Below are 25,316 nucleotides of genomic sequence, written 5' to 3'. Positions count from 1 at the left end.
GACTTGCGACTTGCGACTTCCGACTTCCGACTTCCGACTTCCGGTACGCCGCGCCTGGCGGTAAGCGCCAGGCTCTATCGACGGCTCCTAGCCGCCGTAACGCCCCTGCAGCATCGCAAACGCCGAGCGCAGCGCCAGGGCTTCGCCACCGGCGGGGCGGCCGGGGCGGTCGCTGTCGTTCCAGGCGTAGACGTCCAGGTGCGCCCACTGCTGCCCCGGGGCCACGAAGCGCTCCAGATACAGCGCGGCGGTGACCGCACCGGCCATGCGCGAGCCGGCGTTGGCCATGTCGGCCACGTGGCTGTTGAGATAGCGCAGGTACGGGCGCCACAGCGGCATGCGCCAGACCGGGTCGCGGGTCTGCTCGCCGGCGCTGATCCAGGCCTGCGCCAGCGCATCGTTGTTGGCGAACAAGGCCGGCAGATCCGGGCCCAGCGCGATGCGCGCGGCACCGGTGAGGGTGGCGAAATCCAGGATTAGGTCCGGACGTTGTTCGGTGGCATAACTGAGCGCATCGCACAGCACCAGGCGGCCTTCGGCATCGGTGTTGTCCACTTCCACCGTGACCCCGGCGCGCGTGGTGATGACCTCGCCCGGGCGGAACGCATCCGGGCCGACCGCGTTTTCCACCGCGGCGATCAGCAGCGTCAGCCGCACCGGCAACTGCTGCGCCATGACCAGCCCGGCCAGCGCCAGCGCATGCGCCGCGCCGCCCATGTCCTTTTTCATATTGCGCATGCCATCGGCAGGCTTGAGATCCAGCCCACCGGTGTCGAAGCACACGCCTTTGCCGACCAGCACCAGATGCGGGTGCGCGGCATCGCCCCATTGCAGCTGGATCAGCCGCGGCGCGCGATGCGAGGCGCGGCCGACCGCATGGATGGTGGGGAAGTTCTGTGCCAGCAACGCATCGCCCACGATCGCCTCGACCTGCGCGCCATGCGCCTGCGCCACTGCGCGCGTGGCATCTTCCAGCTGCTGCGGGCCCATGTCTTCGGTCGGCGTATTGACCCAGTCGCGTACCTGCAGGCATGCCGCGATCAGTGCGTGCGTGGCTGCCGAAGGCGTGGCCGCCAACTCGGCCGGCGCACGCGGCACCTTGCGATACCGCGTAAAGCGATAGGCGCCCAGCCCCCACCCCAGATGCAGCAGTGCCAGTTCGGCATCGCTCAGGCTGTTGGCCAGCGTCCAGCGGCTGGCCGGCGGCAGCGCCATCGGTGCGTGCGCGTAGGCATAGGCATCGGCGCGGTCGCCCACGCCCACGATCGCGCCGGCCAGCCCTTGCTCGCCGGGCAGCAACAACACGCTACCCGGGGCGGCATCGAACCGCTGCGCCTGTGCCCAGGACAACACTCGCGTGGGCTGCTCGGCGCACCAGCGCGCAAAGCCCTCGCGGTCGAGCACATACAGCGGCAACGCGGCGGCGGCGGGATCGGTAAAACCGGTGAGGTGCGACATGGACATCCTTCAATGGCGGTGTGCGCCGTCGGTTGAACTCAGGCGGGAATGCAGATGCCGTCGCGCGCGGCGCCCGGGTGCGGTTGCTGCGCGTCCAGCCAGTCGGCCAGCCCGGTCATGCTGTCGAACTCCAGGTCTGGCTGCTGGGTTGGATGCGACCACTCCGCGCCGTCGCGATTGATCCAGCAGGCACGCAGGCCGGCATCCAGCGCGCCCAGCACGTCCATGCGCACGTGGTCGCCTACATGCAGCACCTGTGCGGGCGGCACGTCCAGACGCGCGCATGCAGCCAGAAAGATGCTGGCCTCCGGCTTGGCGCTGCCGTGTTCACGCGAGCCCAGCTGAAACGCGAAGTGGTGCATCAGGCCGATGCGCTGCAGATCGGCATTGCCGTTGCTGAGCGCGGCCACCGGCACATGCACGGCGATGCGTGCCAGTGCGTCCAGCGCATCCGGATAGCATTCCACCTGGTTGCGCGCGGCATAGAACACTTCGTAGGCTGGTTCCACCAGCGTCAGATCGCCGCCGCTTTCGCGCAAGGCCATTTCCAGCGTCAACCTACGCAGCGCACTGAGGTCGTGATGCAGCTGCGGGTTGTCGGCAAAGCTGCGCTCACGCAGCTCGCGCATCGCCTCCACCGGAAACCGCTCGGCGGTGACCGGGCTGTGCTCGCGCATCCAGTCGTACAGCACTTGATCGATGCGCGCACCGATCGGTGCGAAGGGCCACAACGTGTCGTCGAGGTCGAGAGTGATGGCGCTGATATGGAAGCTCATCGCAAGATTTTACGGTCTTGCGTCGGGATTGGGGAATCGGGAATGGCAAGGGCAGGAGCTGCGCTCTACCCATTCCCCACTCCCGATTCCCGATTCCCGGCTACTCAAGCAGCCGTGCCCAGCGCTGCATTCCTTCCACCCGGCTCAGCACCATCTTGATGCAGACCAGCAGCGGCACCGCGAGCAGCAGGCCCACCATGCCCCACAGCCAGCCAAACAGCATCAGCGCCAGGATCAGCATCAGCGGCGAGATCGCCATGCGCCGGCCCAGCACGATCGGGGTGACCACCTGGCCTTCGATGGTATGCAGCGCCAGATACAGGATCGCCGGCAGCATCGCCGACAAGGGGGTGCGGAATTCCACAAAGCCCATCAACAGCATCAGCATGACGCCGATCAGCGGGCCGACGTAAGGCGCGAAATTCAGCAGCGCCACCACCGTGCCCCAGAGCAAGGCCTCGGGCAGCGGAATTTGCAGCACGTACAAAATGCCTGCAAAAACCAGCCCGACCAGCGTATTGATCACGCTGATGGTGAGCACATACCGCGAAACCTCACGCTCGATGTCCAGCATGATCTCGGTGGTGAAGCGCTGTTGCTGTCGATTGGGCAACAACGCAATCGCGTGCCGTTGCAGGCTTTCGCCATAGACCATAAAAAAGAACGTCAGCAGCACCACGGCCAGCACCGAGGCGGCCAGCTTGGGTGTGCGCACCAGCGCCTTGTACGGGTCGTCCATCTGCGTGCGCACGATCTGCACACCGCGCTGGCCTTCGCCACCGGCGGCGCGTGCAAAGTTTTCCGCAGCCTGGTTGGCCTGCATCACCGGCTTGGTGAAATCGCGCACATCGCGTGCGATCTGGCGCATCTGGCGCGGCGCCTGCTGCACCCATTCGGCGGCAGGCCCAGCCAATTGCGCCGCCAACGTGACGGTGCCGGCCAGGCCCAGGCAGAGCACCAGCAAGGCACCGAGAAAGCGTGGGATATACAGCTTGCGCAGTCCGCGCAGGATGGGGTTGCCGATCAGTGCGAAGAATGCCGCCAGCATGACTGGCAGGATGATCGTCTGCGCCGCCCATAAGGTGTAACCGACGGCAAGTGTTGCCAGCACTACCAACGAGGCCGGTGCGCGCGGACGCGGTGCCGGAGGCGGCGGAAGCGGATCTGCCGGAATGGCAGCATCCAAAGACTCAACGGAGATAGACATGCGCGCCCTGGCAGCAGACTGGCGTGCTGCCAGCGATGGGCCATTATCGGCACAACGCGTCAACGGCGCGCACAGGGCCTGTGCGTGCGGTGTCAGTGCCCTTGCAGGCGGCTGCCGGTCTCGACCATGCGCGGTGACGGCGCATGAGCGCCGCAGACAACCTCAAACATCAGGCGGCGCGCTCGGGGGGCACCTGTACCACGGTGACGGTCGGTTCGGCCGCCACTTCTTCGGCATTGTCGGCGGCACGTTCGGCCTGTTCGGAGGCTTCCTGGGCACGGTGGGCCGTGAACAAGGCAGAGATCGTGCTGACCATCTGCAGAATCTTGGGAATGCCGCCCAGCTTGCCGGCGATGCTGCCCAGCGCGGCCTGCGGCTCGTTGCGGCCGGTCACAAAGCCCAGCCCGAAGCCGATCATCATGATGCGTGCCGGCGACCAGCCCGCACGCCAGGTCTGGCGCAGTTCGCCCCAGTGCGTGCGCGTCTCCTGCGCGCGCCCTTCCACTAAAATTTCGGCGCGTTCCACGCGCTGACACAAGGTGCCGAACTTCATGACTTGCCTCCACTGGCAGGCGCTGCGGCCGTGTCGTCATCGCTGGAATCGTCGAAGATGCCTAGCTTGACCAACTGACGCCGCGTTGCATTCATGCCGGTGTGATCGAAGTAGAAGAACACCCGCCATGCCGCGATCCCGGTGACCAGAAGACTGGCCAATGCAGTAAAGAACATCGCCTGAAACCACGACAACCCGGCGCGCTGCAGCAAGGCGATGATGGCGCCTGCCAGCAACAGCCACGACGAAGCGCCGAAGACCACTGCCACGCATGCCCACGCCAGGCCACGCCCGAATGCACTGCGTGCCAGTTTTAGGTCGGCCGAGACCAGCCGGCGCAAGGCGCGGCTGGTCTCGTGGGCCGAGCCCAGCGTTGCGCGGCCGGCAGCGCCGACCGCGCGTACGCTTTCGTCCAGTCCCGGCGTCTCCGGACGCGCGTCTGGCGCGCCGGAACCGGCAGCTGTAGAAGCCTGATCGACCACGACTTAGTTATCGTTGCTACGCGCAAGCTTGGCGATGACCCAGCCAGCGGCAAACGCAACGCCGAATGCGGCCAGCGGACGCTCGCGGATCAGGTCGGTGGCGCTGTCGAGCAGGTCGTTGCCCTTGGCAACCAGCACGTCCATCTGCTCCTTGGCAGCGGCGCCGCCAAATTCCGCAGCCGCCATGCCGGACAGCGCGGTGTCGGACAACTCGGCCTTGACGTTGGCACGGCCGAGCTTGAGCTCGTCGCCCGCAGCGCTGGTGGCGCCCTTGACGGCTTCACCGGCGGCGCTGGCGGCCGACTTCAGGTGGGTGCCGGCGTCGCTCAGGTTTTCCTTCAGCTGATCGGTATTGGTGGGGCTCATGCGATATCTCCTTCGGTCATTGATGGCAGCCGCCACTCACGTGCGGTCGTGCAGTAGCAATAGCATCGGGGGGGTGTAGGAGGCGTTAGTGGGAGCCGCGTGCAGTGCACAGTGCGTCAACGCATGAGCGCGTCGTACTGCGCGTTGCCACGCAGGATGCGCACCACCAGTTGCTGCGGTTTGCGCTGGAAATTGGCACGCCAGCTGGCCAGGTCCGCAAATTCGCCCACACTGCTGGCCACGATCACATCGCCGGAAACCAGGCCGTTGGCCGCGGCGCGCCCGCCACGTTTGACCTCGCTGACCATGACTCCGGTAATGCCGGACTGACGCAGCGACTCGGGCAGGTCCACAAAGGTGGCGCCGCTCAACCGTGGGTCCAGCATGTCGCCGGTGACTGCGCGGTCCTGCTCCTTCAAGGTGGCCTTGAGCTTGAGCGGCTTGCCGTCGCGACGGATGTCCAACGTCACCGCACTGCCAACCGCCTGCAGACCTTCGTAGTTGTGCAGCGCCTCGGCGCTGTCCACGCGTTGATCGTTGGCAGCCACGACCACGTCGCCCGGCTGCACGCCGGCTGCGGCCGCCGCAGCGCCTGGCAACACGCGTGTCACCAGCGCACCGCGCAGCGAATCCACGCCCAGGCCCTGCAGCATCTGCTGGGTAAGGTTCTGGGTTTCCAGGCCGAGCGTGCCGCGCACCACCACGCCCTTGGTCACCAGTTGCTCGACCACGTTGCGCGCGAGGTTGGAGGGAATCGCCAGACCCAGGCCGATATTGCCGGCCATGCTGCCCTGCGGATTGAAGCTGGCGGTGTTGATGCCGACCAGCTGGCCTTGCAGATTGACCAGCGCACCGCCGGAATTACCAGGATTGATCGAGGCATCGGTCTGGATGAAGTTCTGATAGCCGAGCCCGCGAATACCGCTACGTCCCACCGCCGACACGATGCCGGAGGTGACGGTCTGGGTGAAGCCAAACGGGTTGCCGATCGCCACCACAAAATCGCCCACGCGCAGCTGATTGCTGTCGGCCAGTTTGATGTCGGTAAGGTTGTCGGCCTTGATGCGGATCAGCGCGATGTCGGTGTCTGCATCGGAGCCGATGAAGTCGGCCTTGACCGTGCGCCCGTCACCGAGCGTCACCTGCACGTCGTCGGCATTTTCGATGACGTGATGGTTGGTCAGCACATACCCTTTTTGCGCATCGATGATCACGCCGGAGCCGAGCGATTCGTTGATGCGGTCCTGCGGAACCTGCGGGAACAACCGGCGCAGGATCGGGTCGTTGAAGAAGGGGTTGCGCACGCGCACCACCTGCTTGGTGTTGACGCTGACCACCGCCGGCATCGCCTGCTGCAGCATCGGTGCCAGCGAAGGCACCGGTTGCCCGGCAACCGCGGCCGGTAGCGCAGCAGCGGCCGGCAGGGTGAAGTTGGTAGCGCCGGCCGGCGCGGCGTCGGCGCGATTGTCCAGCCACGCGTTGATACCGGTGGCGGCAAAACCACCGAAGGCGGCGGCCAGGGAAAGCGTCAGCAAGGTGGGAAGCGGTCGCATGGAACGGATTCCGGGTTACGCGGTGGAAAGGGAATAAGGTGTCTGGCTACGTAAATCAAGCTGAACGAGAGTGCCAGCCAGCAATTTAACTGCCGGTGAAAGCGCCGCGCATGCCTTGCCGCCATTGCGTTGACAGCCCGTCGAGCCGAGCGTAGCGTCCGCTTGTTCCGATGCCTGTTCAGCATACGCATGCCATCGCGCATCGCCCGCATTTATCGAACTGATGCCCTTAAGGAGGGTCTATGAGCAACGGCAATGGTGTAACCGCAACCCTGTCCGACGCCGTCGACAGCGTCAAGAGCACCGCAACTGAGCTGACCGACACCATCGCCAGCACCACCAGCGAGGCGGTGACCAACGTGCAGGAAGCGGCTGGGGTGGCAGTGGCGGAGGTCAAGACGCGCGTCGCCAAGGCCCGCAAGGCGGTGGTCAAGGCCGAAAAGAACGTGGTCGGCAAGGCTGGCGAGGCGGCCAGTGCGGTCAAGCGCAGCGTGGCCAAGACCAAGCGCTCGCTCACCGCGACCAAGGACGCTGCAAAAGACAAGCTGACGGCGACCAAGGATGCGGCCAAGCAGAAGCTGCTCTCCACCAAAGATGCGGCCAAGCAAAAGCTGACATCGACCAAAGATGCCGCCAAGCAGAAGTTGAGCAGCACCAGCGCCGCGGCCAAGAAAAAGATCTCCGATACCAAGGCCAACACCAAGCAGAAGCTGGAAACCGCCAAGGCCAACGCCAAGGCCGAAGCGGCGGCGCTGAGCGCCAAGACCGCCGCAAAGAGCGCGGCACGCAAGACCGCCGTGGCAACGGTGAGCGCGCGCACGGCCGCGAAGAAGGCCGCGGCCAAATCGGCGTCGCTGAAGAAGTCGGTCGCCAAAGGCATCGCCAAGAAAGCGCCGCTCGCCAAGCAGGCCGCAACGAAGCAAGCCGCAGTGAAAAAGGCCCCGTTGAAGAAGGCCGTGACCAAGACCGCATTGAAGAAGGCGGCCAAGGTCACCAAAACGCCTGCAACGCGCGCAGTGGCCAAGACCACCGCAGCCCGCAAGGCCGTCGGCAAGAAGGCCGTCAAGCGCGTCACGCGCTGACGGTTGAGGGCGTCATGCATGGCGCCGCTCGTGCTGGAAGCGCGGATGTGCGCTACACGTTGAGATATACGTAGACGTTGAGACGTATTGAGAGAGGCCGGCGCTGCCGTACAGCGTCGGCCTTTTTCATGCGTTTGCGTTGCTCCAGCTGCGTGGTGCTCCAACTGCACGATGCTGTGCACGTACCCTCATCCGCCCCTTCGGGGCACCTTCTCCCGGTGGGAGAAGGGACGTGCGCTTGAGCCCTCTCCTGCGGGAGAGGGGTTGGGGTGAGGGTACGCAGCGAAGTGGTCAAGGTGTTTCGACTGTAGCTTGCGTTGTTCCAGCTGCGTGTTGTTCCAACTGCACGAGGCTGCGCACGTACCCTCATCCGCCCCTGTGGGGCACCTTCTCTCGGTGGGAGAAGGGACGTGCGCTTGAGCCCCTCTCCTGCGGGAGAGGGGTTGGGGTGAGGGTGGGCAGCGAAGCACTCCAGATGCTTCGACTGCAGCTTGCGTTGCTCCGGCTGCGTGTTGTTCCAACTGCACGAGGCTGCGCACGTACCCTCATCCGCCCCTTCGGGGCACCTTCTCCCGGTGGGAGAAGGGAACTGCGCTTGAGCCCCTCTCCTGCGGGAGAGGGGTGAGGGTACGCAGCGAAGCGCTCCAGGTGTTTCGACTGCAGCTCGTGTTGTTCCAGCTGCGTGTTGCTCCAACTGCACGAGGCTGCGCACGCACCCTCATCCGCCCCTGCGGGGCACCTTCTCCCGGTGGGAGAAGGGACGTGCGCTTGAGCCCTCTCCTGCGGGAGAGGGGTTGGGGTGAGGGTACGCAGCGAAGTGGTCAAGGTGTTTCGACTGTAGCTTGCGTTGTTCCAGCTGCGTGTTGCTCTAACTGCGTGTTGCTTCCAACTGCACGAGGCTGCGCACGTACCCTCATCCGCCCCTGTGGGGCACCTTCTCCCGGTGGGAGAAGGGGACTGCGTAGGCTTCGTCTCGCACCTACTCGATCCCGTCAATCAACTGCTCGGCGCCCTTGCGAATGCCGGCCTTCGCCGCGTCATACGCGCCCAGGCTGGCCTTGATGTTCATTGCGCTGGGATATTGCTTCTCGACATACGCGGCGAGCAGGCGATCGCTTTGCACATCGAAAATTTCCACCGCATAGCTGACCGAGCCGGAGAACGCGCCCTCGTTGCCGCGTGCAGCCTGCACGGCGTTATACGAACCGCCGCCCAGATCCACCTTCATGATGGTACCCAGTACGCGCTTGCTGGGCTTGGCGCCGGTCAGAGTGATGCGGATGCGCAAGGTGTCGCGATCGGCCGTCGTCGTCGGGCGCCAGCGCCGCGCGATTGCGTTGCCGAATTCCTGCTGCATGACGTCGGCCAACATGCGCTTGTCCTGCTCTGGCACGTTGTCGAACTGCGCATCCGGTCCGCGGTAAACGGCGACCGGCTCAACGATGGCTGCGCGGTAGTGCGTCCACTCCACGTCGCTGTGATACGCATACGGCATACGGTCGCCGCGGCTGCCGTCGTGCGGGCGTAAGTAACTCGACGAAGGCAATTGGCTATATGGCATGGGACGGGTGCTGGCGCAGCCGACCAGGGTGATGCCGACAATGGCAAGCGTGCAGCAACGGGCGAAGGAATGAACGGACATGAAAACGGCCTATAAGGGATTTAAACGATGGGGCAACAGCACGTGCGCGCATGCTCAATGCAGCAGACAACGCAGCAGCGCCAGTGCAAAGGCCGCGCCCGCGGAAGTGAACAACACGCTGCGTGTGGCTCGACGTTGCAGACGGCGTATCTGGCGCGCGCTGCGGATATCCGGCAACGCGCACCAGATGTCGCGGTTGCGCGTGCCGGTGCGGCCGCAGCGAAATTCCGTCGCCGGGACCAACGCAGTGGTAGACGCGATCACGCTGTCATTGGCTGCGGTTTGCATGGCCAATTGCGACAGCACGGTTGGAGCGCGTGGGGTGGAGCGGGTCGAGCGAATCATCACCATGCATCCTGGATGCGTGCGGTGAGTGCAGGCTAGGCAGGCAGGTTTAGAAAGTTATTGGACGCGAACAGGACGCCGCTGCCATCGCGCCTGACCTTCTGGCGCGATCACCAAAACCAGTGCGCGCCCACCAGATGGGCGCGGTGATCTACAACCGGCGATGGCGTTGTGTGCTGCGTCCGCCAGTGCTGTTTTGCTGGCTCGATCCCGATCATCTCGCGCACGGAATCGGCAAGGACCAAGCGTCCATCCCGCTTTCGATACGCCGCCCACACTCGCGCGATGGCCGCCTGCCAGGTTGTTTCAGCTGCTCTTGGCCGTCGGCGCGCCATCGCCGGCAAACACCGTGCGGACACACAGGCCGCGTCCTTCGTTGCCTTCGCAGGTTTCGATCGTCGCGCCATGCAGGCGCGCAATGCCAGCCACCAACGACAGCCCGATCCCGCTGCCCTGTACTTCGCTGCCCGGCACACGATAAAAGCGCTCGAAAATGGACGCATGTGCGGACTCCGGCACACCCGGGCCGTCGTCGCTCACCTGCACGAACGGGTGCAGCACATCGGCACGCAGGCAGTAGCCGCAACTGACTTCCACCGTGCCGCAACTGCGCCCGTAGCGGATGGCGTTGTCGACCAGATTGCGGATCAGGATGCCCACCGCATCCACATCGCAACGCACCAGACACGGCGATGCCTCCACATGCAGATTGATCTGGCGCGCGTCGGCCTGCACGCTGAATTCGTCCAGTACATGCGAAATCAATTCGCCCATCTCCACTTGGTGATAGGCAGCCGAACTGATGCCGGCATCCAGTCGTGCCAGATCCAGCAACTGCTCGGCCAGGCGGTTGCTGCGGCGCGCGGTCTCCAGCAGCTGACGCAGCGCGGCGTCCTTGGCCTCCAGTGTGGGCGCACGCAGGGCGACTTCTGCATAGGCGTGCAGCGCCGACAGTGGCGTGCGCAACTCGTGTGCGGCATCGGCTACGAAGTCGCGCTCGGCCTGCACCGCTTTTTCGACACGTTCCAACAGGGTGTTGAAGGAAGCGATCAGTGGGCGGATTTCATCGGGTACCTGATCCAGCGGCACCGGTTCGGTTTCAAGCCCGGTGCGCTGTGCGATGGCGCACGAAATGCTGCGTAACGGTCGCAGCGAGGTACGCACCGCCCACCACACCAACAGGCCAAGAATGCCCAGCTGCAGGGTGTTGAGCACCATCGCAAGCAGGGTCTGCTTGAAGCTCATGCGCGAGGACGCATTGCCGAGCGGGGTGTCGATGTCCGCGTCGTTGGATGCCGTTGCGGGTGTATCGAAGTGGTGCTGCAGCGCATCGGGCAAGGTGCTGACCAAGCGGTCGCCGAGCAGATTGAGTTCCTGCTCGACCACGCTGTGATGGCCCTGGGTGACCAGCGCAATCAGAATCCATAGCGACGTCGACCAGCTCAGCAGAACGATGGCGGTCAGCGCCGCCAGCATGCGCGCCTGCAAGGATTTCATTCGGGCGCCTTGCCGACCATATAGCCCTGGCCGTAGACGGTGGAAATCAGCTGGTCGCCCAGTTTGCGCCGCAACTGATGCACATACACCGCAATCATGTTGCTGCCGCCTTCCGACGGGCCGCCATACACGCCTTCTTCCAGCTGATCCTTGGTGACCACGCGTCCGGCACGTTCCATCAATGCCAGCAGCAAGCGATATTCATGCGCGCTCAACGCTACCCAGGTACCGGCACGGGTGACCTTGCGGCTGCTCGGATCCACGCAGACATCGCCCTGGTTGAGCACCGGCACCACCCGGCCCTGGCTGCGGCGGGTGATCGCGCGCAGCCGCGCCATCAGCTCGTCGAACTGGAAGGGCTTGACCAGGTAATCGTCGGCGCCGGCATCCAGCCCGCGGATGCGGTCGGTGAGCTGGCCGCGCGCGGTCAAGGCAATCACCGGGGTGGCGTCGTAGTGGCTGCGCATGAAGCGGATCACCGTCAGCCCGGATTCGCCGGGCAGGCCGATATCCAGCAGCACCGCGGTGTAGCGGTGATCCACCAGTGCGGTCTTGGCCGCGTTGGCGCTGCCGACATGGTCGATGGTCCAGCTCTGCTGGCGTACGCCGTCGCAGATGGCATTGGCCAACATGGTGTCGTCTTCGACAAGGAGCAGGTGCATATAGGGTCCGCCGGGTATCGGGCAATCCGAGATCCGCAGCACTGTCGAAGATGCGCGTTAGGGAAATATTAGTGCATGCCCCATCCGGCGCGGTTGCGTACCCGATGAGCGGCCGGCACGCCTGGGGCGCTTGGGCTGGCGGTTAGCTCAGCGCTGCAGGATCGCGCGCAGCGCCGGCTCCAGTTGCGGGTACTGGAAGCGGAATCCGGCGTCGAGCGCGCGCTGCGGCAGCACGCGCTGGCTGATCAGAAGCAGGTCGGCCATTTCGCCGAAGCCCAGCCGCAGCAGCCCGGCCGGCAGCGCCAGCAGCGCCGGGCGGTGCAGCACCTTGGCCAGGGTGCGCGCGAACTCGGCATTGCTGACCGGGTTGGGCGCGGTGGCGTTGTAGGCGCCGGGCTGGCCGTGCTGCAGCAGCCAGGCCAGCAGCGCCACCATGTCGGCACGGTGGATCCAGCTCATCCAGTGCCGGCCATTGCCAAACGGCCCGCCGCCGCCCAGCTGAAACGCCGGCAGCATGCGTGCCAGCGCACCGCCATCGCGGTCCAGCACGATGCCGGTACGCACCCAGCTCACGCGAGGGCCGAGCGTGCCGATGCGGGCGGCTTCGGCTTCCCAGTCGCGGCACAGCACCGCCGAAAAGTCGTCGCCCGCGGCATCTGCTTCGGTCAACACCGTGTCGCCGCGCTCGCCGTAATAGCCCACCGCCGAACCGGAGATCAGCACTGACGGCCGCTGCTCGGGTGCCTGCTGTGCCATCCAGTCGTGCAGTTGACGGGTGATGCCCAGCCGCGACTCGCGAAAGCGTTGCTTGCGCGCATCGGTCCAGCGGCCGGCGGCCAGCGGTTCGCCGGCCAGGTTGATGACGGCCTCGGCCTGCACCCCGTCCAGCGTGTCGACAGCGGTCACGCCGGGCAGGGTGCGGCTGGCGCGACGGGTGTCGCGCGTCAGCACGCTGACCTGATGGCCGGCGTGCAGCAGCGCGGGGCACAAAGCCTGGCCGATGAAGCCGGTGCCGCCGGTGATGAGCAAGCGCATGGGAGGTTCCTGGGGCCGAGTCGATGCGGCACCATAGGCCAGGGCAGACCGAAGCGAAGTGAAGCTGGCACGCGGAGCGCTGGGAATCTTGCCGATGCTGTGGCCGATGTCTTGGTGCAGCTGGATCGGGACGGTGGCGTGGATGCGGGCGTCTGCAGTCGCGGCTGGCGTGTCGAGCAAGGCGACGCAGCAGCGCGCTCGATGCACTGCTGCGTCGCCAAACGCAAACGCGCCGGACAGGCCGGCGCGTTGCAGGGTGCAAGGGCGGTGCGCTTACCTCGACGACGATACCGCGTGGGCACGTTCGAAGTGCGCCGACACCACACGACGGGTCTCTTCCAGGTGCTGCTTGACCGGTGCGCTTTCTGCGGCGGGCAGTAGTTCGGAATCGATGATCTTGATGGTGTCGCCATGGTCGATGACCATGGTGCGCATGAAGGCGTTGCGATACGCATCCTTGCCGTCCGGCAGGGTCAACGTCTTGGACAATGCTTCTACGGCGGCTTTGCCCTTGGCGTGCAGCGCGTCCGCACGCGGGCTGTCCTTGGCGCCCAGCGCTTTGGTCTTCTCGAGGTTGGCTTCGTGGTCGTGCAACATCTGCTGGGCGAATTCGCCGGTGGCGCCGCCCAGGTCTTGCTCGATGGCCTGCTTGGCCAGCGCAATCTCGTTCTCATCGATCGCAGCCAGCACGCCCAGCGCGCCGCCATCGCCCTTGGCCAGTTCGGTGGCCCCGCTCCCGCTCACCGGCGCGGCGGTGGGTTCCGGCGACACTGCCGGTGCAGTGCGCGAGGTATCGCCGCCGGGGCGATCGCAGGCGGTAAGGGTCAGCATGGCCAGCAACGATGCAGCAACAGAAGTGGATTTCATGAATGTCTCGGGCTGAGTCGGCAGTGCCGACGATAAAATGTAAAGGAGCCGCTGCGCGGCTCCGGTAGTGCGTTGGTCAGGCCCACTGCGGCTGGGCGAGCGGTGTCATGCCCAGGGGTCTGATCGGTGTGCGGATTGCGTCCTGCGCGGTGCGGCATTGCCGCGCCATGCGCGTCGTGCGCTCGCGAATCATGGCGTGTTCGCTGATAGGCGCGCTGCCCAACAGGCTGGCCACATGGAAGCCAAGGATTTCCTCCGCGCGGTCGCCTTGGTCGCTGATGATGTGCGGTACCAACCGCTCCAATCGTTCCAGCTCCTGCTGCACTTGATACGGGGTTTTCATGACGATCTCCAATGAATAACGGGTCTTGCGTATTACGTGCGTGCTCAACTGTTGCGCGCGCCCAGGCGCTGCCAGCAGTCGGTTGCCAACTGTTCGTAGTTGGACTGCGTACTGGATGAAATGAAGTGATGCTCAAGACGGTCGCGAAACAAACGCAGACGTTCCTGATCGCTTGAACGCGGTGCCTGCAGATAAATATCGCAGGCCATTTTCACCACCGGTGACAATTCGCTGAACTTGCCTGCGCCCAGATTTCCTTGGGCGTGCCGCGCCTGCCAATGCGCGATTTCGGCTTGTACATCGATGACGGATGGGTCTCTGCTCATGACTTGGGGCGTTCCGGGATTAAACAAACTTGACGTGCAGAGTAACTGCGGGTATGTCAACGAATGATCATCGAACGCAACCATTGCCTGCGATTTCAACGAGCGACGCTTAATTGGTCAGCTTGTTTTCGCCTCTCTACACGCGTTGCATGCACAGGCATCGGTGCGATGTATGCCGCTTGCCAAGACGCCAGCGTTGCGCGCTGATCGGCCACACACAATTGGTTGGCGGCAGCGCAGCGATGCGCACTGTGTCAGTTGCTACCGTAATGGCGCGTTCAATGCGCCTGCTTTTGGTGCAAAAACAGGCGTGCGGTGCCGCATTTTACGGAAGATTCTGAACCGCTCCACACCTGTGTAACGTCTGATCCGTAAGGTAGGCGATGACGTAATGGAGAGAGCAGACAGGATGCAGGAGAGTGAAAGCAGTCGTGGGAAGTCGCGCCATGCCAGTGGTACACCAGAAGCGCGCGTGTGGTGGCATGCCTTATTGGAACTGCGCGGTGGGCGAATGGCCATCAGTTTGATCGTGGTGGTGCTGATCGTGGTAGGCCTCTACCTGGCCTTGAAATAAGCGCAGACGCGTACCTGCAACATCGCACTGCGCCCCTCGGCTGCAACGAGGCTGGCGCCGGGATGCGGCTTTGCCGCAAGGGGATGTGATGGTAGATCCGTCATATGAGTGGGTGCGTGGATACACCACGCGCATGGTGTCTGCCGATGGACACGAGCGCGCCACGCATGCCTGGGTGTGCAGCGAAATTGCACGCCTGCTGGGCGCACATGATGGCGGTCTGTCCGATGTTGCGATGATCGATGAGGGTATCGGGCACCGCACCTTGCACGTGCCCGACGATACCTTGACCACCGAACAGGCCCGCGCATTGGGAATTCACGATGCGGGCGGCTTGCTGGGCGGCATTGTGCCGCACGCGTTTATCGCTACCAAGGTCATCGGCCATCCATTGATCAGCGAGACGGCAGCGCGAATCGATGGCTGGAATCAGGCGCTGGCGACCGCGCTGGTGTCGGCCACCTTGCCTGGCTATACGGTGTTTTCTCGGGACGATGCGCTGCATGCGCTGGACCTGTTGCTGGCCGACGGCGGGGTGCGGCTGAAACTGCCCACCGGCGTGGGTGGGAGTGGGCAATGGCGCGTTGCCGACACCGCCGAATTGGTGCGGGCGCTGGACAGTCTGCCAGCGGATTACCTGCGCACCCATGGCGCTGTGCTCGAGCGCAATATCCTGCAGCCGCTGACGCATAGCGTAGGCGAATTGTGCGTGGCAGGAATCCAGATCGCGTATTACGGCACGCAATGCAGCGTGCGCAATGCACAAGGCGATGAGGTCTACGGTGGATCGTCGCTGCACGTGCATCGCGGCTCGCTGGAAGCGCTGCTGGCCACTGCATTGCCGCCGTTGCAGCGGCGCGTTGTGGAACAGGCATGCCGCTACGATCGCTACATCACGAATGCCATTGCCGGCCTGCACATTTCGCGGCGCAATTACGATGTGGTCAGTGGCGAAGATGCGCATGCCATGCCGGTCTGCGGCGTGCTGGAGCAATCCTGGCGGATTGGTGGTGCGACGCCGGCCGAGCTGGCGGCGATCGCCTGTTTCCAGCAGCAGGCCGGCCTGCACTGGGTGCACGCATCCACGCACGAACTCTACGAGGGCGAACCACCGGCCGATGCGCAGGTGTATTACCGTGCAACCCAGCCCGGCGCCGGTCCGCGCTATAAATATCGAAGGGTCTCAACCGACTGATGGAAGCCAAACTTTCCAGCATCGACATTGCGGTCGATCACGACGCGCTCAGCGGTACCTTGCTCACGCCCACCGGCATTCCTGCGGTGCTGTTCGTCCATGGCTGGGGCGGTAGCCAGCATCACAGCCTGGTGCGCGCGCGCGAGGCGGTGGGCCTGGGCTGCATCTGCCTGACCTTCGATCTACGCGGTCACGAAGGCCATGCCTCGATGCGGCAGACCGTGACCCGCGCGCAGAACCTGCAGGACATCATCGCCGCCTACGATCAGCTGGCGGGGCTTCCGTATGTGGATCAACAGTCGATCGCCGTGGTCGGCCTGAGTTATGGCGGCTACCTGTCGGCGCTGCTGACGCGCGAGCGCCCGGTGGAGTGGCTGGCGTTGCGCTCGCCCGCGCTGTACAAGGACGCGCATTGGGACCAGCCCAAGGTCAGCCTCAATGCCGATCCGGATCTGACCGCGTACCGCCAACGTGCCCTGACACCCGACGACAACATCGCGCTGGCGGCCTGCGCTGCGTATACCGGCGATGTATTGCTGGTCGAAGCCGAGAACGACGTCATCGTGCCGCATCCGGTGCTGCGCAACTATGCCGATGCCTTCGTCAATGCGCGTTCGCTGACCGCGCGCGTGATTGCCGGCGCCGACCATGCGTTGAGCGTCAAGGAGCATCAGCAGGAATACACCCGCGCGCTGATCGATTGGTTGACCGAAATGGTAGTGGGCCGCCGGATTGCCCTGGCCAAGGAAGTGGTGGCTGCACGCAAGCAACTGCTCAAGCAGCAGGGCGACGCAGCGTCAACGGGGCAGGACGCGCTAGCGTTTCGCGGCGATATCCGGGCGGTGGAAAACACGTCCGGTTGATCAGCCGCGCGTTTGCGTCGCCGTGCAGGCACACGTGGTGCAGCATGTTGCGCGGCCATCCCGACCATGCGGAACGCGCAAGGCGTCGTGATGCCGCAAGAGGCTACGAAGGCGCTGCAGGTTATGGCCCGCCGCAACCCACACAAACAAACGGGCCCTCGCGGGCCCGTCTGGTCAACTGCGGATCACCGGCGTTTAGCGCGGCCAATGCGCCACGGTCTAAACGAGCTACGGATTACACGCGTGGATCGGTCGGGTTGCGACGTGCCGCATCGCCATGCTGGTCCGAATCGAATGCCTCACGCACAGCGTGCTTGGCTTTTTCCCAGGTCAAACGCGAGTCGGCCTTGAAGCGGTCCCAGCCATCGCCCAGGTCGCGTTCCAGATGGTCGTCCCACTGGCGGCCGGCATGCTGTTGACGCGCCTGCATGCCATAGCGGTAAGCGGGACGATAGTCATCATACGAGTACTCGTTGTCGCGGTAGCTGGCGCTGTCGAAACGGCCGGCATAATGCGTGTCGCCATCGCGATACACGGTGTGGGTGCGATCGGCGCGATCCCACGCGTCGCGTGCGGCCAGACGTGCGTCATCCCATTCCAGGCGCGATTCGCCACGATGACGCGGCCACTCGCCCGCCAACGTGGCTTCGGTTTCTTCCCAGGTGCTGGTGGGGCGCGTCTCGCGTGCCTGCAGGCCGAAGCCATACACGGTGGCGTAGTCGCGGTCGTAGTCGGTGCCTTCTTTGTAGTACGGGCGGTTTTGGTGCTCCTGGCGCCAGTATTCGGTTTCTACGGTCGGGTCGAGGCGCTCGGCCACGCCCTTGCCGGCAGCTGCGCCTGCTACGACGCCGGCAGCCGCGCCGATTAACGTGCCCAGCGGACCAAACACCGTGCCTGCCAGTGCGCCTGCCGCCGCACCGCCAGCGATGCCGCCCACACCCACACCAACCGGATGCGAGCCCGGGGCACCGGAGATCGGGTCGCGGTTCAAATCCTGTGCGTCTGCTTTGCGTTCCTGCTTGTCGAGATTGCTCATGCCGCCTCCGGTTACCTGATGGATGCAGCCTGCGAAGACAGGCCGCGAACGTGGCGCAACCATGGCGGCGCAAGAGTGAAACGCTTGTGCTTTGATGTGAGTGCCATCGCGACATGACTGAACTGTGCATTCGCATTTGCGGATGAGGTCGCAGACAGCTTGCAACCGCGACATCGCTAAAAACATGACGCAAGAGGGCCACGACTGCGGCCCTCGGTTATCCCTTGATGCACACCACCTGGCGCAGCGTGTGCAGCACCTCGACAAGATCTTGCTGCGCTGCCATCACCGCCTCGATCGACTTGTATGCCGCTGGCGATTCGTCGATCACCGCCGCATCCTTGCGGCATTCCACATGCGCAGTCGCCTCGCGGTGCTGAGCCAGAGTGATCTGTGCACGCGCTGCGGTTCGGCTCATCACCCGTCCCGCACCGTGGCTGCAGCTATGGAAGCTCTCTGCGTTGCCCAACCCGCGCACGATGTAGCTGCGCGTGCCCATGCTGCCGGGAATGATGCCCAGCTCGCCGGTACGTGCGCTCACCGCGCCCTTACGGGTGATCAGCAATTCCTCGCCATGGTGCGTCTCCTTCTGGACATAGTTGTGGTGGCAGTTGACCGCTAGCTTCTCCAGCTGGAACTTCGGCAGGCGGTGACGCATCTCCGCCAACACCCGCGCCATCATCGCTTCACGATTCTCGCGTGCGTAATCCTGTGCCCACGACACCGCTTCCACGTACTCATCGAACAACGGCTCGCCCTGCATGAAGAAGGCCAGGTCCTTGTCGGGCAGATGAAAGCCCAACACGCGGTGTGCCAGTTGCTCACGCGCCCGCTCGATGAAGTAGGTGCCGATCAGGTTGCCGGTGCCACGCGAGCCGCTGTGCAACATCACCCACACCGCGTCGGTCTCGTCCAGACAGAGTTCGATGAAGTGGTTGCCGCCGCCCAGCGTGCCGATCTGGCACGCCAGCTTGTCGGTGCGGATGCGCTTGTGCTGCTGCTTGATCGCTTCCAGGCGCTGCACCAGCCCCGACTGCGCGATCCGCGTGTCGATGCTGTCGGGCAGGTTGCGATGCTCGCCGCCACGGCCGTTGCCGACCGGCACGCTACGCTCGATGCTGGAGCGCAGTTGCGCCAGGTTGTCCGGCAGGTCGCTGGCACGCAGGGTGGTGCGCACCGCCGCCATGCCGCAGCCGATATCCACGCCAACCGCGGCCGGGATGATGGCGCCGCGGGTCGGGATCACCGAGCCCACGGTTGCGCCCTTGCCCAGGTGCACGTCGGGCATCACCGCCACCCACGGCCCGACGAACGGGACGGCGGCGATATTGCGCAACTGCGCATGCGCCTGTTCTTCCAGCGGCACGCCGCGCACCCAGCCCTTGATCGGGGTGGTGCTGCCTTCGGCATGCAGCCATTCGAAATGTTGTGAAGTACTCATGCTGTTCATTCCTTTGCGCGGGTGTACGGCCAATCCTTTCGCCGCACACCCGCTTGATTATCTGAGCGTCACCAACTGCTTCAGCACGCCATCCAGGCCGCCGAACACGGTGAGCTTGTCGATCTTTTCGGTGACCTTTTCCAGCGCCTCCAGCTCCTTCAATCGCATCAGCACCGGGCTGTCTTCGATCAGCTTGGCGGTGTTGAGCAGCGAGCGGGTGGCATTGGCCTCCTCGCGCCTGCGGATCACATTGGCTTGCGCCTGCTTTTCCGCCTGCACGACCGCATTGAGGATCTCGCGCATCTCACCGGGCAGGATCACGTCCTTGACCCCAACGCCGAGCACGTCGATGCCGAAACCGCCCACGCTGCCACGCACGTAGCCGAAGATATCCGCGTCCAGCGATGCCTTGTCGCCCAGCAATTCGTCCAGCGTCTTGGCCGCAACCGCGCGGCGCAACCCGTACTGCAATTCCCGGTACAGATAGTCGCCCGCCTTGGCCACACGCGTCCGCATTGCCACCGCATCGGTGACGCGCATGCTCGCTGCCAGATTGACCCGCAACGACACCTTGTCGCGCGTCAGCAATTCCTGGCCGGAGACCTCCACCGATTGCACACGCAGGTCGATCACCTCGGTGGCCACGTTCTTTTGGAAATTCCAGAACGCGTACGCACCGGGGCCGAAGGGTGCCATCAGCCTGCCGTCGACGAACACCAGCCCTTGCGACTCGGCGGGCACGTCCATGCACACGGCCACGCGCGACACGGTGCCGAGCTGACGCAGGCGCCGCTGCACATCGCCCGGCACCTGCAGGCCGTCGCCCAACGGCAAGCTCTGCACCTCGACGGTGGCGCCGCCGCGCCAATACAGCGCGCGGGTGCCCGGTGCCAGGACCTGGTCGAGCTTGCCGTTGCGGATCAGCAGGCCCACTTGCGCGGTGCCGATGTCCGCCAGCACGAAGTGCTGCGGCAATGCGGCGCCCAGCGTGTCGATCAGCATGTCGGCATCGCGGCCGACCTCGTCGCCACTGTGAATGTGGTGCACGCTGACTTCGCTACGGCTCAGCGGGTCGAACAGGCGGTAGACACCGGGCACGAGCACGCGCTCGAACCGACGATTCCGATACACCAGGCCGCGCTCGCCGTCGCCGATCACGACCCTCTTGGTCCAGAACATGACACTTCTCCTTGGGTTGGCTCTGGTGGTCCGATCCGTAGGTATTGCCGTTTTGCCGCCCGGATCGGACTGATGGCCAAACGTGTGCCGATGCAACGCGGCGTTGGAAGGTGGAAACGCCGGTGACGGCGGCCGTGCGGGGCACGCTGCGCTGTTGGCGCCTGCCGATGCGTTGCCGCAGCTGCGCGATGGTTTGCGAAGGCAGGGCTGTGCGCAGGGTGACGTGTCCAGGGCAAGTGCCCGGCGACGTCGCCGCTGCTGTGTGCATTCACGCGATGCATTGCTTGAATGCACGCAGCATGGGCGTTTCCGTAAAGGGACTTGCGTCCCCGAGATGACCGGAAAGGTCATTGCTTGGAGCGGGAGTCGAACCCGCGACAGACAGATTAGAAATCTGTTGCTCTACCCTCTGAGCTATCCAGTGGTGGGTAATGCGGAATTGAACCGCGCCTGCCGATAGTGCCGCCGCTCGACCACGAGCCAATACCCAAAACGAGAAACACCAGAAAGATGATCGGTATACGCCACGGCACAGCCGCGCGCACCAGCTGGAATAAACTCCAGTCCGCTGACGATCTTTCGCACTGTTTCCGATGGCCGTTTTATTCAAACGGTCATTCAGTTGGTGCATGACCACACACCACCCGTGCCCGAAACCTGGGCACAGCGCTATCGCGCCTCGTGGCAATCCAACATCCCTGTTGTCGGGCAGTCCGTGCCCGGGTTTCAACTGCGGTCATCCACAGGTTCACGACGAACGCACAACGAAAAACGCCCCCGGATGCAGCATCCGAGGGCGTTCGCGTGCCTCGGAGATCGGGTGACCGATCTCCTTGAATCAGGACATCAGCCGATGATGGTGCGCACGTCCTGTTTGGCCGTGCACGCAAACGATGCCGCGCGAAGCGCGCCGGGCAGTCGATTGCGTTCGATGAAATGGCTGGTGTGCATGAGCGTAGGTCAGGTCCGGGTGCAGGCAGTGCTGCGTAGGGCGCGAACATTACCTGCAGGTTTTTGGATATGCAAGCACTTTATGAAAATAATTGATTATGTTTTTCTTCGGGCGTTAGGAATGTGGCGATTGAAAGGGCAGATCCGCGATGGATAATGCCGGGTCGATTGGATAATGATCGACACACGTTGCGCAGGGACTGTCGATGTGCGGTTGTGCAGACAAGGGGTATCCCATTACACGGATGCGGTCGGGCATGCAGTTGCACTCGTGGCCGATGGTGCGCGGTTAGTGGCGTCTGGGAATGTGCGGTCGCAACCATGATGTAAGGCAGTTGCCGCTGCCGACCTCGTGCCAGTCGCGCGCCTGCCGCGCACAACAGCGCGTCCGGTCATTCACTACGAAAGGCGCAACCTGGGCGCCGGCAGCAGGCTGCCGTACCAAGTGTGCGCGGCGAGTAAAACGACGGAGCTCAGCGCCAGATGAACGCGATTGGTGCGTCAAGCGGCGTGCGCCACGTATCCGCGGCGGTGATGAGTACGCCGTCGACACCTGATCTGACCACTGCGCGCGACGTGCAGTGAGCCGCGCTCAGCCGCCGTGCGTGCCCAGCGTGCGCGCGCCGGTCAGGATCATGCGCAGCATCTGCGAGATCTGTTCGATCAGTTCCGGGTCTTTTTCCGGTGGCGAGTCCATCGCCACCGCGCCCATCGCAAAGACCAGGCGGGTGATCGCTTTGGACACCAGCGCCGGCGCATGCAACTTGGCGTTATCGGCGGCGGCCAGGCGGATCAGGTCCACGCGCAATTCGTCTTCGAAGTAGGTCAGCTCGCGCTCCACCGCCTGCTTGAAGGCGTCCGAGCCCACCGCGCCTTCGCGCAGCAGCACGTGCAGCAGCTTGTCGTCGGCGCGCAATTGCTCCATGAACGCTTCCACGGACACGCGGATGACGCTGCGGTCGGTGGAGGTGGCGCGCTGGCGCGCCTGTCCGATGATGGTGCGCAGCGAGCGCCCGGCCAGATCGATCAAGGACACCGCGAGCTCATCCATATCGCGGAACTGGCGGTAGAAGCTGTTTGGCGCAATGCCGGCTTCGCGTGCCACTTCGCGCAGGCTCAGCGTGGACAGGCTGCGGTGCGGGCCAATCAGCGACAGCGCCGCGGCAATCAGGTCCTCGCGTGAAATCGCCGGCTTGCGTGACGGCGGCGCGTCGTGGGAAGGCAGGGCGATGGAGGTCATGAGGCAGCAGCCGGGCGTGGGGATGAATCATAGCCCCTCTGGTCGATATACAACTGTATACACGCGTGTGCATGCATGCGTATAGTGCTACCTATGAGCCTGGCACCCACTCCCAAGAGCAAGTCCCCGCTGCCTACACGGCTGGCGCGCCGGCTGGTGTCGCCACAGCTGTTCGATTTCTGGGCAACCCGGATCAATCCGCTGTGGACGCTGGATCGGCCCATGGCCCGTCTGGTCGAACGCAACCCCGCCAGCCGCGACACGGTGACCTTGGTGTTTCAGGCCAATGGCCACTGGCAGGGCCTGCAGGCCGGCCAGCACGTCAGCGTGGGTGTGGAGATCGACGGCCGCCGTCTGCTGCGCAGCTACAGCCCCACCGTGCTGGCCGACGGCCGCCTGGCGATCACCGTCAAGGCGATCGAAGGCGGGCAGGTGAGCCGTTATCTGGCGCACGATGCGGCGCTGGGCACGGTGGTGTCGCTGGACCCGGCCTTTGGCGACATGCTGCTGCCGGCCGCGCCCACTCCGCTGTTGCTGCTGGCCGCAGGCTCGGGCATCACCCCGATGCGCGCGCTGCTGCGTGCGGCCGCGCAGGCTGGCATGCCGGTGGATGTGGACCTGCTGTACTGGGTGCGTCAGCGCGATGAAGCCTGCTTTCTGGACGAATTCGAGGCGCTGGCCGCCGCGCATCCGCGTCTGCGCGTGCAGGTGCTTACCACCCGCGAGGGTGCGGCGCCGGCGGCGCGCGTGGACAGCTATCCGTTGGAGCAGATCGCCGATCTGTCCGCACGTCACGTCATGGCCTGCGGCCCGGGCGGATTTGTGCAGGCGGCGCGTGCACGGTTGGAAGGTCAGGTAGCGGCGTTTCAGGCCGAAGCCTTCAGCGTGCCGACGCTGGACGACGGCGAAACCGGCGACGTCCAGGTCCAGCTGTCACGCAGCGGCCGTACGCTCACCCTGCCGCGCGGCCAGTCGCTGCTGGAAGGGTTGGAAGCGCAAGGCCTGCGCCCGAAACACGGCTGCCGCATGGGCATCTGCAACAGCTGCGCCTGCGCGCGTCAGTCCGGCACCACGCGTCACCTGTTGACCGGTGAGCGCAGCAACGAACCCACCGCACAGGTGCGCCTGTGCATCAGTGCCCCGAGCACTGACCTGATCCTGGATCTGTAAGGAATCTTCATGAGCCGAGTTCATAACCGTGCCCTGTCCGCCGCCGAACTGCAGTCGTTTGGCGACGAACTCGATGCCATCCGCGTCCGCGTGCAGCGGCAGGTGGGCGCCGCCGATGCGCGCTACATCCGTCGCATCGTGGCCGCCGTGCGCTGGACCGGCGTGGCCGGCCGCGCGCTGCTGTTTTTGGGCGCGTTCGTGCACAGCGTGCTGATTCCGGCCTGGATCGCCGGCGTGGTGCTGCTGACGCTGTCCAAGATCCTGGAGAACATGGAGCTGGGCCACAACGTCATGCACGGCCAGTACGACTGGATGGGCGACCCGCAGCTCAACGGCAACACCTACGAGTGGGACATCGTTGCCACCGGCGACAACTGGCGTAAGACGCACAACTTCAAGCACCACACCTATACCAACGTGCGCGGCATGGATGACGACATCGGCTACGGCCTGCTGCGCATCTTCCCCGAGCAGCGCTGGCGCCCGTTCTACCTGGTGCAGCCGTTCATTGCGGTGGTGTTTGCGCTGCTGTTCGAATGGGGCGTGGCCATCCAGGACCTGCGCCTGGGCCGCTGGTTCGCGGGCAAGATGAAGGCCGCCGAATTGCGCGCGTCGTTCCTGCCGGTGGGCCGCAAGATCGGCCGCCAGATGCTCAAGGACTACATCGTGTTCCCGCTGCTGGCCGGCCCGTTCTTCCTGACCGTGCTGCTGGGCAATCTGGCGGCCAACATGCTGCGCAGCATCTGGACCTTCGTGATCATTTTCTGCGGCCACTTTACCGCCGATGCGGAAGTGTTCCCGAAGGAATCGATCCGTAACGAGTCGCGCGGCCATTGGTATCTGCGCCAGTTACGCGGCTCGTCGAATCTGACCGGCGGCAAGCTGATGAACGTGCTGTCGGGCAATCTGAGTCACCAGATCGAACACCATTTCTATCCGGACCTGCCGGCCAATCGTTATGCACAGATTGCGGTCGAGGTGAAGCAGATCTGCGCGCGCTATGGGCAGCACTACAACACCGGCTCGCTGCCACGTCAGTTTGGCCAGGTAATGTGGCGGATCGTGCGGCATGCCTTCCCGAGCCGGCCCAAGCCGGTGCGCCAACGCAGCGCTGCGCTGCAAAGCGCTTGAGTGATACGAGAAAGGCCGCCACTGGCGGCCTTTTTTTGATGTGGGTCAATCGCCGCGACGGCAAGTACTGCGGCAAGACGCGGTGGGTGAGCGCAGCGCTTACGCGTCTGCATGCGGCCCACGCGTGTGGTCGGCGTTGGCAAGCGATGCACCCGGATCCAGTGCACGGGTGAGGGTGGCTGAGCGACAGCACAGTGATTGCGATCGCCACTTCGACAGCAGGCCAGGTTATGCGTTAGCGCTGCGGGCACGTATCTGCGCACGCGCGTCATTGGCTATGCGAGCGATGGACATCGCTCCGGTGTACTGACGAGGTAGGCCCAGCGACAGCACCGAGGTTGC

At 64.5% G+C, this 25,316-nt stretch carries 26 protein-coding genes and 1 tRNA gene; 7 read left to right on the top strand and 20 right to left on the bottom strand.

Annotated elements, in window-relative coordinates:
* Nucleotides 1–87: 87 nt before the first annotated feature.
* The 7 genes from ABQZ00_RS20605 to ABQZ00_RS20575 all read right to left on the bottom strand — a co-directional run bounded on the left by ABQZ00_RS20605 (nt 88) and on the right by ABQZ00_RS20575 (nt 6,395).
* Nucleotides 88–1,458 carry a leucyl aminopeptidase family protein gene (locus ABQZ00_RS20605; RefSeq protein ID WP_115554822.1) on the bottom strand — a complete coding sequence of 457 codons (1,371 nt, stop codon included), beginning with the start codon at nt 1,456–1,458 and terminating at the stop codon, nt 88–90.
* A 38-nt stretch (nt 1,459–1,496) separates the two neighbouring features.
* Nucleotides 1,497–2,234, bottom strand: coding sequence for an HAD family hydrolase (locus ABQZ00_RS20600; RefSeq protein ID WP_323538923.1), 738 nt, complete (start codon nt 2,232–2,234; stop codon nt 1,497–1,499).
* A 100-nt stretch (nt 2,235–2,334) separates the two neighbouring features.
* Nucleotides 2,335–3,441, bottom strand: coding sequence for an AI-2E family transporter (locus ABQZ00_RS20595; RefSeq protein ID WP_055847280.1), 1,107 nt, complete (start codon nt 3,439–3,441; stop codon nt 2,335–2,337).
* A gap of 169 nt (nt 3,442–3,610) precedes the next feature.
* Nucleotides 3,611–3,994, bottom strand: a complete 384-nt coding sequence (locus ABQZ00_RS20590) for a hypothetical protein (RefSeq protein WP_323538922.1) — start codon at nt 3,992–3,994, stop codon at nt 3,611–3,613.
* The gene (locus ABQZ00_RS20585; protein WP_311239107.1) at nt 3,991–4,476 is read right to left on the bottom strand and encodes a phage holin family protein; all 486 of its coding nucleotides are present in this window, start codon (nt 4,474–4,476) and stop codon (nt 3,991–3,993) included. The genes ABQZ00_RS20590 and ABQZ00_RS20585 overlap by 4 nt, the downstream gene beginning before the upstream one ends.
* A gap of 3 nt (nt 4,477–4,479) precedes the next feature.
* Entirely contained in the window at nt 4,480–4,842 is a 363-nt protein-coding gene (locus tag ABQZ00_RS20580) for a hypothetical protein (protein ID WP_055847289.1), read from the bottom strand.
* A gap of 116 nt (nt 4,843–4,958) precedes the next feature.
* Nucleotides 4,959–6,395 (bottom strand): Do family serine endopeptidase, encoded by a 1,437-nt coding sequence (locus tag ABQZ00_RS20575; RefSeq protein WP_055847292.1) that lies wholly within the window; start codon nt 6,393–6,395, stop codon nt 4,959–4,961.
* A gap of 242 nt (nt 6,396–6,637) precedes the next feature.
* Here ABQZ00_RS20575 and ABQZ00_RS20570 point away from each other — a divergent pair, with 242 nt between their 5' ends.
* Complete coding sequence (locus ABQZ00_RS20570; protein WP_323538921.1) at nt 6,638–7,477, top strand: histidine biosynthesis protein HisIE; 840 nt, start codon at nt 6,638–6,640, stop codon at nt 7,475–7,477.
* A 979-nt stretch (nt 7,478–8,456) separates the two neighbouring features.
* On the opposite strand, the gene ABQZ00_RS20565 is transcribed toward ABQZ00_RS20570, so the two are convergent.
* From ABQZ00_RS20565 to ABQZ00_RS20530, 8 genes are all read right to left on the bottom strand, one after another.
* Entirely contained in the window at nt 8,457–9,119 is a 663-nt protein-coding gene (locus ABQZ00_RS20565; protein ID WP_323538920.1) for a DUF3313 domain-containing protein, read from the bottom strand.
* A gap of 54 nt (nt 9,120–9,173) precedes the next feature.
* A complete protein-coding gene (locus ABQZ00_RS20560; protein ID WP_115563434.1) occupies nt 9,174–9,464 on the bottom strand; it encodes a hypothetical protein in 291 nt (96 codons plus the stop codon).
* A 306-nt stretch (nt 9,465–9,770) separates the two neighbouring features.
* On the bottom strand, nt 9,771–10,961 hold the full coding sequence (locus tag ABQZ00_RS20555; protein ID WP_323538919.1) for an ATP-binding protein: 1,191 nt from the start codon (nt 10,959–10,961) through the stop codon (nt 9,771–9,773).
* Nucleotides 10,958–11,623: a response regulator transcription factor gene (locus tag ABQZ00_RS20550; protein ID WP_055847304.1), complete on the bottom strand. Its 666-nt coding sequence runs from the start codon at nt 11,621–11,623 to the stop codon at nt 10,958–10,960. The genes ABQZ00_RS20555 and ABQZ00_RS20550 overlap by 4 nt, the downstream gene beginning before the upstream one ends.
* A 147-nt stretch (nt 11,624–11,770) precedes the next feature.
* Nucleotides 11,771–12,658, bottom strand: coding sequence for a TIGR01777 family oxidoreductase (locus tag ABQZ00_RS20545; protein WP_323538918.1), 888 nt, complete (start codon nt 12,656–12,658; stop codon nt 11,771–11,773).
* Between the two features lie 273 nt (nt 12,659–12,931).
* Nucleotides 12,932–13,525: a DUF4142 domain-containing protein gene (locus ABQZ00_RS20540; protein WP_323538917.1), complete on the bottom strand. Its 594-nt coding sequence runs from the start codon at nt 13,523–13,525 to the stop codon at nt 12,932–12,934.
* A 76-nt stretch (nt 13,526–13,601) separates the two neighbouring features.
* Entirely contained in the window at nt 13,602–13,868 is a 267-nt protein-coding gene (locus ABQZ00_RS20535) for a hypothetical protein (protein ID WP_055847314.1), read from the bottom strand.
* Nucleotides 13,869–13,912: 44 nt separating this feature from the next.
* The gene (locus ABQZ00_RS20530) at nt 13,913–14,194 is read right to left on the bottom strand and encodes a hypothetical protein (protein ID WP_003486531.1); all 282 of its coding nucleotides are present in this window, start codon (nt 14,192–14,194) and stop codon (nt 13,913–13,915) included.
* A gap of 409 nt (nt 14,195–14,603) precedes the next feature.
* Between ABQZ00_RS20530 and ABQZ00_RS20525 the strand changes: the two genes are divergently transcribed.
* From ABQZ00_RS20525 to ABQZ00_RS20515, 3 genes are all read left to right on the top strand, one after another.
* On the top strand, nt 14,604–14,768 hold the full coding sequence (locus ABQZ00_RS20525; RefSeq protein ID WP_323538916.1) for a hypothetical protein: 165 nt from the start codon (nt 14,604–14,606) through the stop codon (nt 14,766–14,768).
* Nucleotides 14,769–14,856: 88 nt separating this feature from the next.
* Nucleotides 14,857–15,963 carry a DUF3182 family protein gene (locus ABQZ00_RS20520; protein WP_323538915.1) on the top strand — a complete coding sequence of 369 codons (1,107 nt, stop codon included), beginning with the start codon at nt 14,857–14,859 and terminating at the stop codon, nt 15,961–15,963.
* Nucleotides 15,963–16,826: an alpha/beta hydrolase family protein gene (locus ABQZ00_RS20515; protein ID WP_055847320.1), complete on the top strand. Its 864-nt coding sequence runs from the start codon at nt 15,963–15,965 to the stop codon at nt 16,824–16,826. Before ABQZ00_RS20520 ends, ABQZ00_RS20515 begins: the two co-directional genes overlap by 1 nt.
* Before the next feature lie 235 nt (nt 16,827–17,061).
* Here the strand turns inward: ABQZ00_RS20515 and ABQZ00_RS20510 are convergent, their stop codons facing one another.
* The 4 genes from ABQZ00_RS20510 to ABQZ00_RS20495 form a co-directional block, all read right to left on the bottom strand.
* Nucleotides 17,062–17,862, bottom strand: coding sequence for a hypothetical protein (locus tag ABQZ00_RS20510; protein ID WP_323538914.1), 801 nt, complete (start codon nt 17,860–17,862; stop codon nt 17,062–17,064).
* Between the two features lie 217 nt (nt 17,863–18,079).
* The gene (locus ABQZ00_RS20505) at nt 18,080–19,303 is read right to left on the bottom strand and encodes an RtcB family protein (RefSeq protein ID WP_055850204.1); all 1,224 of its coding nucleotides are present in this window, start codon (nt 19,301–19,303) and stop codon (nt 18,080–18,082) included.
* Between the two features lie 57 nt (nt 19,304–19,360).
* Nucleotides 19,361–20,482, bottom strand: a complete 1,122-nt coding sequence (locus ABQZ00_RS20500) for a slipin family protein (protein ID WP_323538913.1) — start codon at nt 20,480–20,482, stop codon at nt 19,361–19,363.
* Nucleotides 20,483–20,836: 354 nt separating this feature from the next.
* Nucleotides 20,837–20,903: transfer RNA gene (locus ABQZ00_RS20495), tRNA-Arg, on the bottom strand.
* 399 nt (nt 20,904–21,302) lie between these two features.
* On the opposite strand from ABQZ00_RS20495, the gene ABQZ00_RS20490 reads away from it, so the two are divergent.
* Nucleotides 21,303–21,590, top strand: coding sequence for a hypothetical protein (locus tag ABQZ00_RS20490; protein ID WP_323538912.1), 288 nt, complete (start codon nt 21,303–21,305; stop codon nt 21,588–21,590).
* Nucleotides 21,591–22,025: 435 nt separating this feature from the next.
* On the opposite strand, the gene fabR is transcribed toward ABQZ00_RS20490, so the two are convergent.
* The gene (gene fabR / locus ABQZ00_RS20485; protein WP_055847328.1) at nt 22,026–22,673 is read right to left on the bottom strand and encodes an HTH-type transcriptional repressor FabR; all 648 of its coding nucleotides are present in this window, start codon (nt 22,671–22,673) and stop codon (nt 22,026–22,028) included.
* 93 nt (nt 22,674–22,766) lie between these two features.
* Between fabR and ABQZ00_RS20480 the strand changes: the two genes are divergently transcribed.
* Complete coding sequence (locus ABQZ00_RS20480; protein WP_323538911.1) at nt 22,767–23,843, top strand: ferredoxin reductase; 1,077 nt, start codon at nt 22,767–22,769, stop codon at nt 23,841–23,843.
* 9 nt (nt 23,844–23,852) lie between these two features.
* Nucleotides 23,853–24,974 carry a fatty acid desaturase family protein gene (locus ABQZ00_RS20475; RefSeq protein WP_323538910.1) on the top strand — a complete coding sequence of 374 codons (1,122 nt, stop codon included), beginning with the start codon at nt 23,853–23,855 and terminating at the stop codon, nt 24,972–24,974.
* The last annotated feature ends 342 nt before the right edge of the window (nt 24,975–25,316 follow it).

This window comes from Xanthomonas sp. WHRI 10204 (assembly GCF_040202875.1).
Classification (GTDB): domain Bacteria; phylum Pseudomonadota; class Gammaproteobacteria; order Xanthomonadales; family Xanthomonadaceae; genus Xanthomonas.
This window is presented reverse-complemented; position numbering and strand designations above follow the sequence as displayed.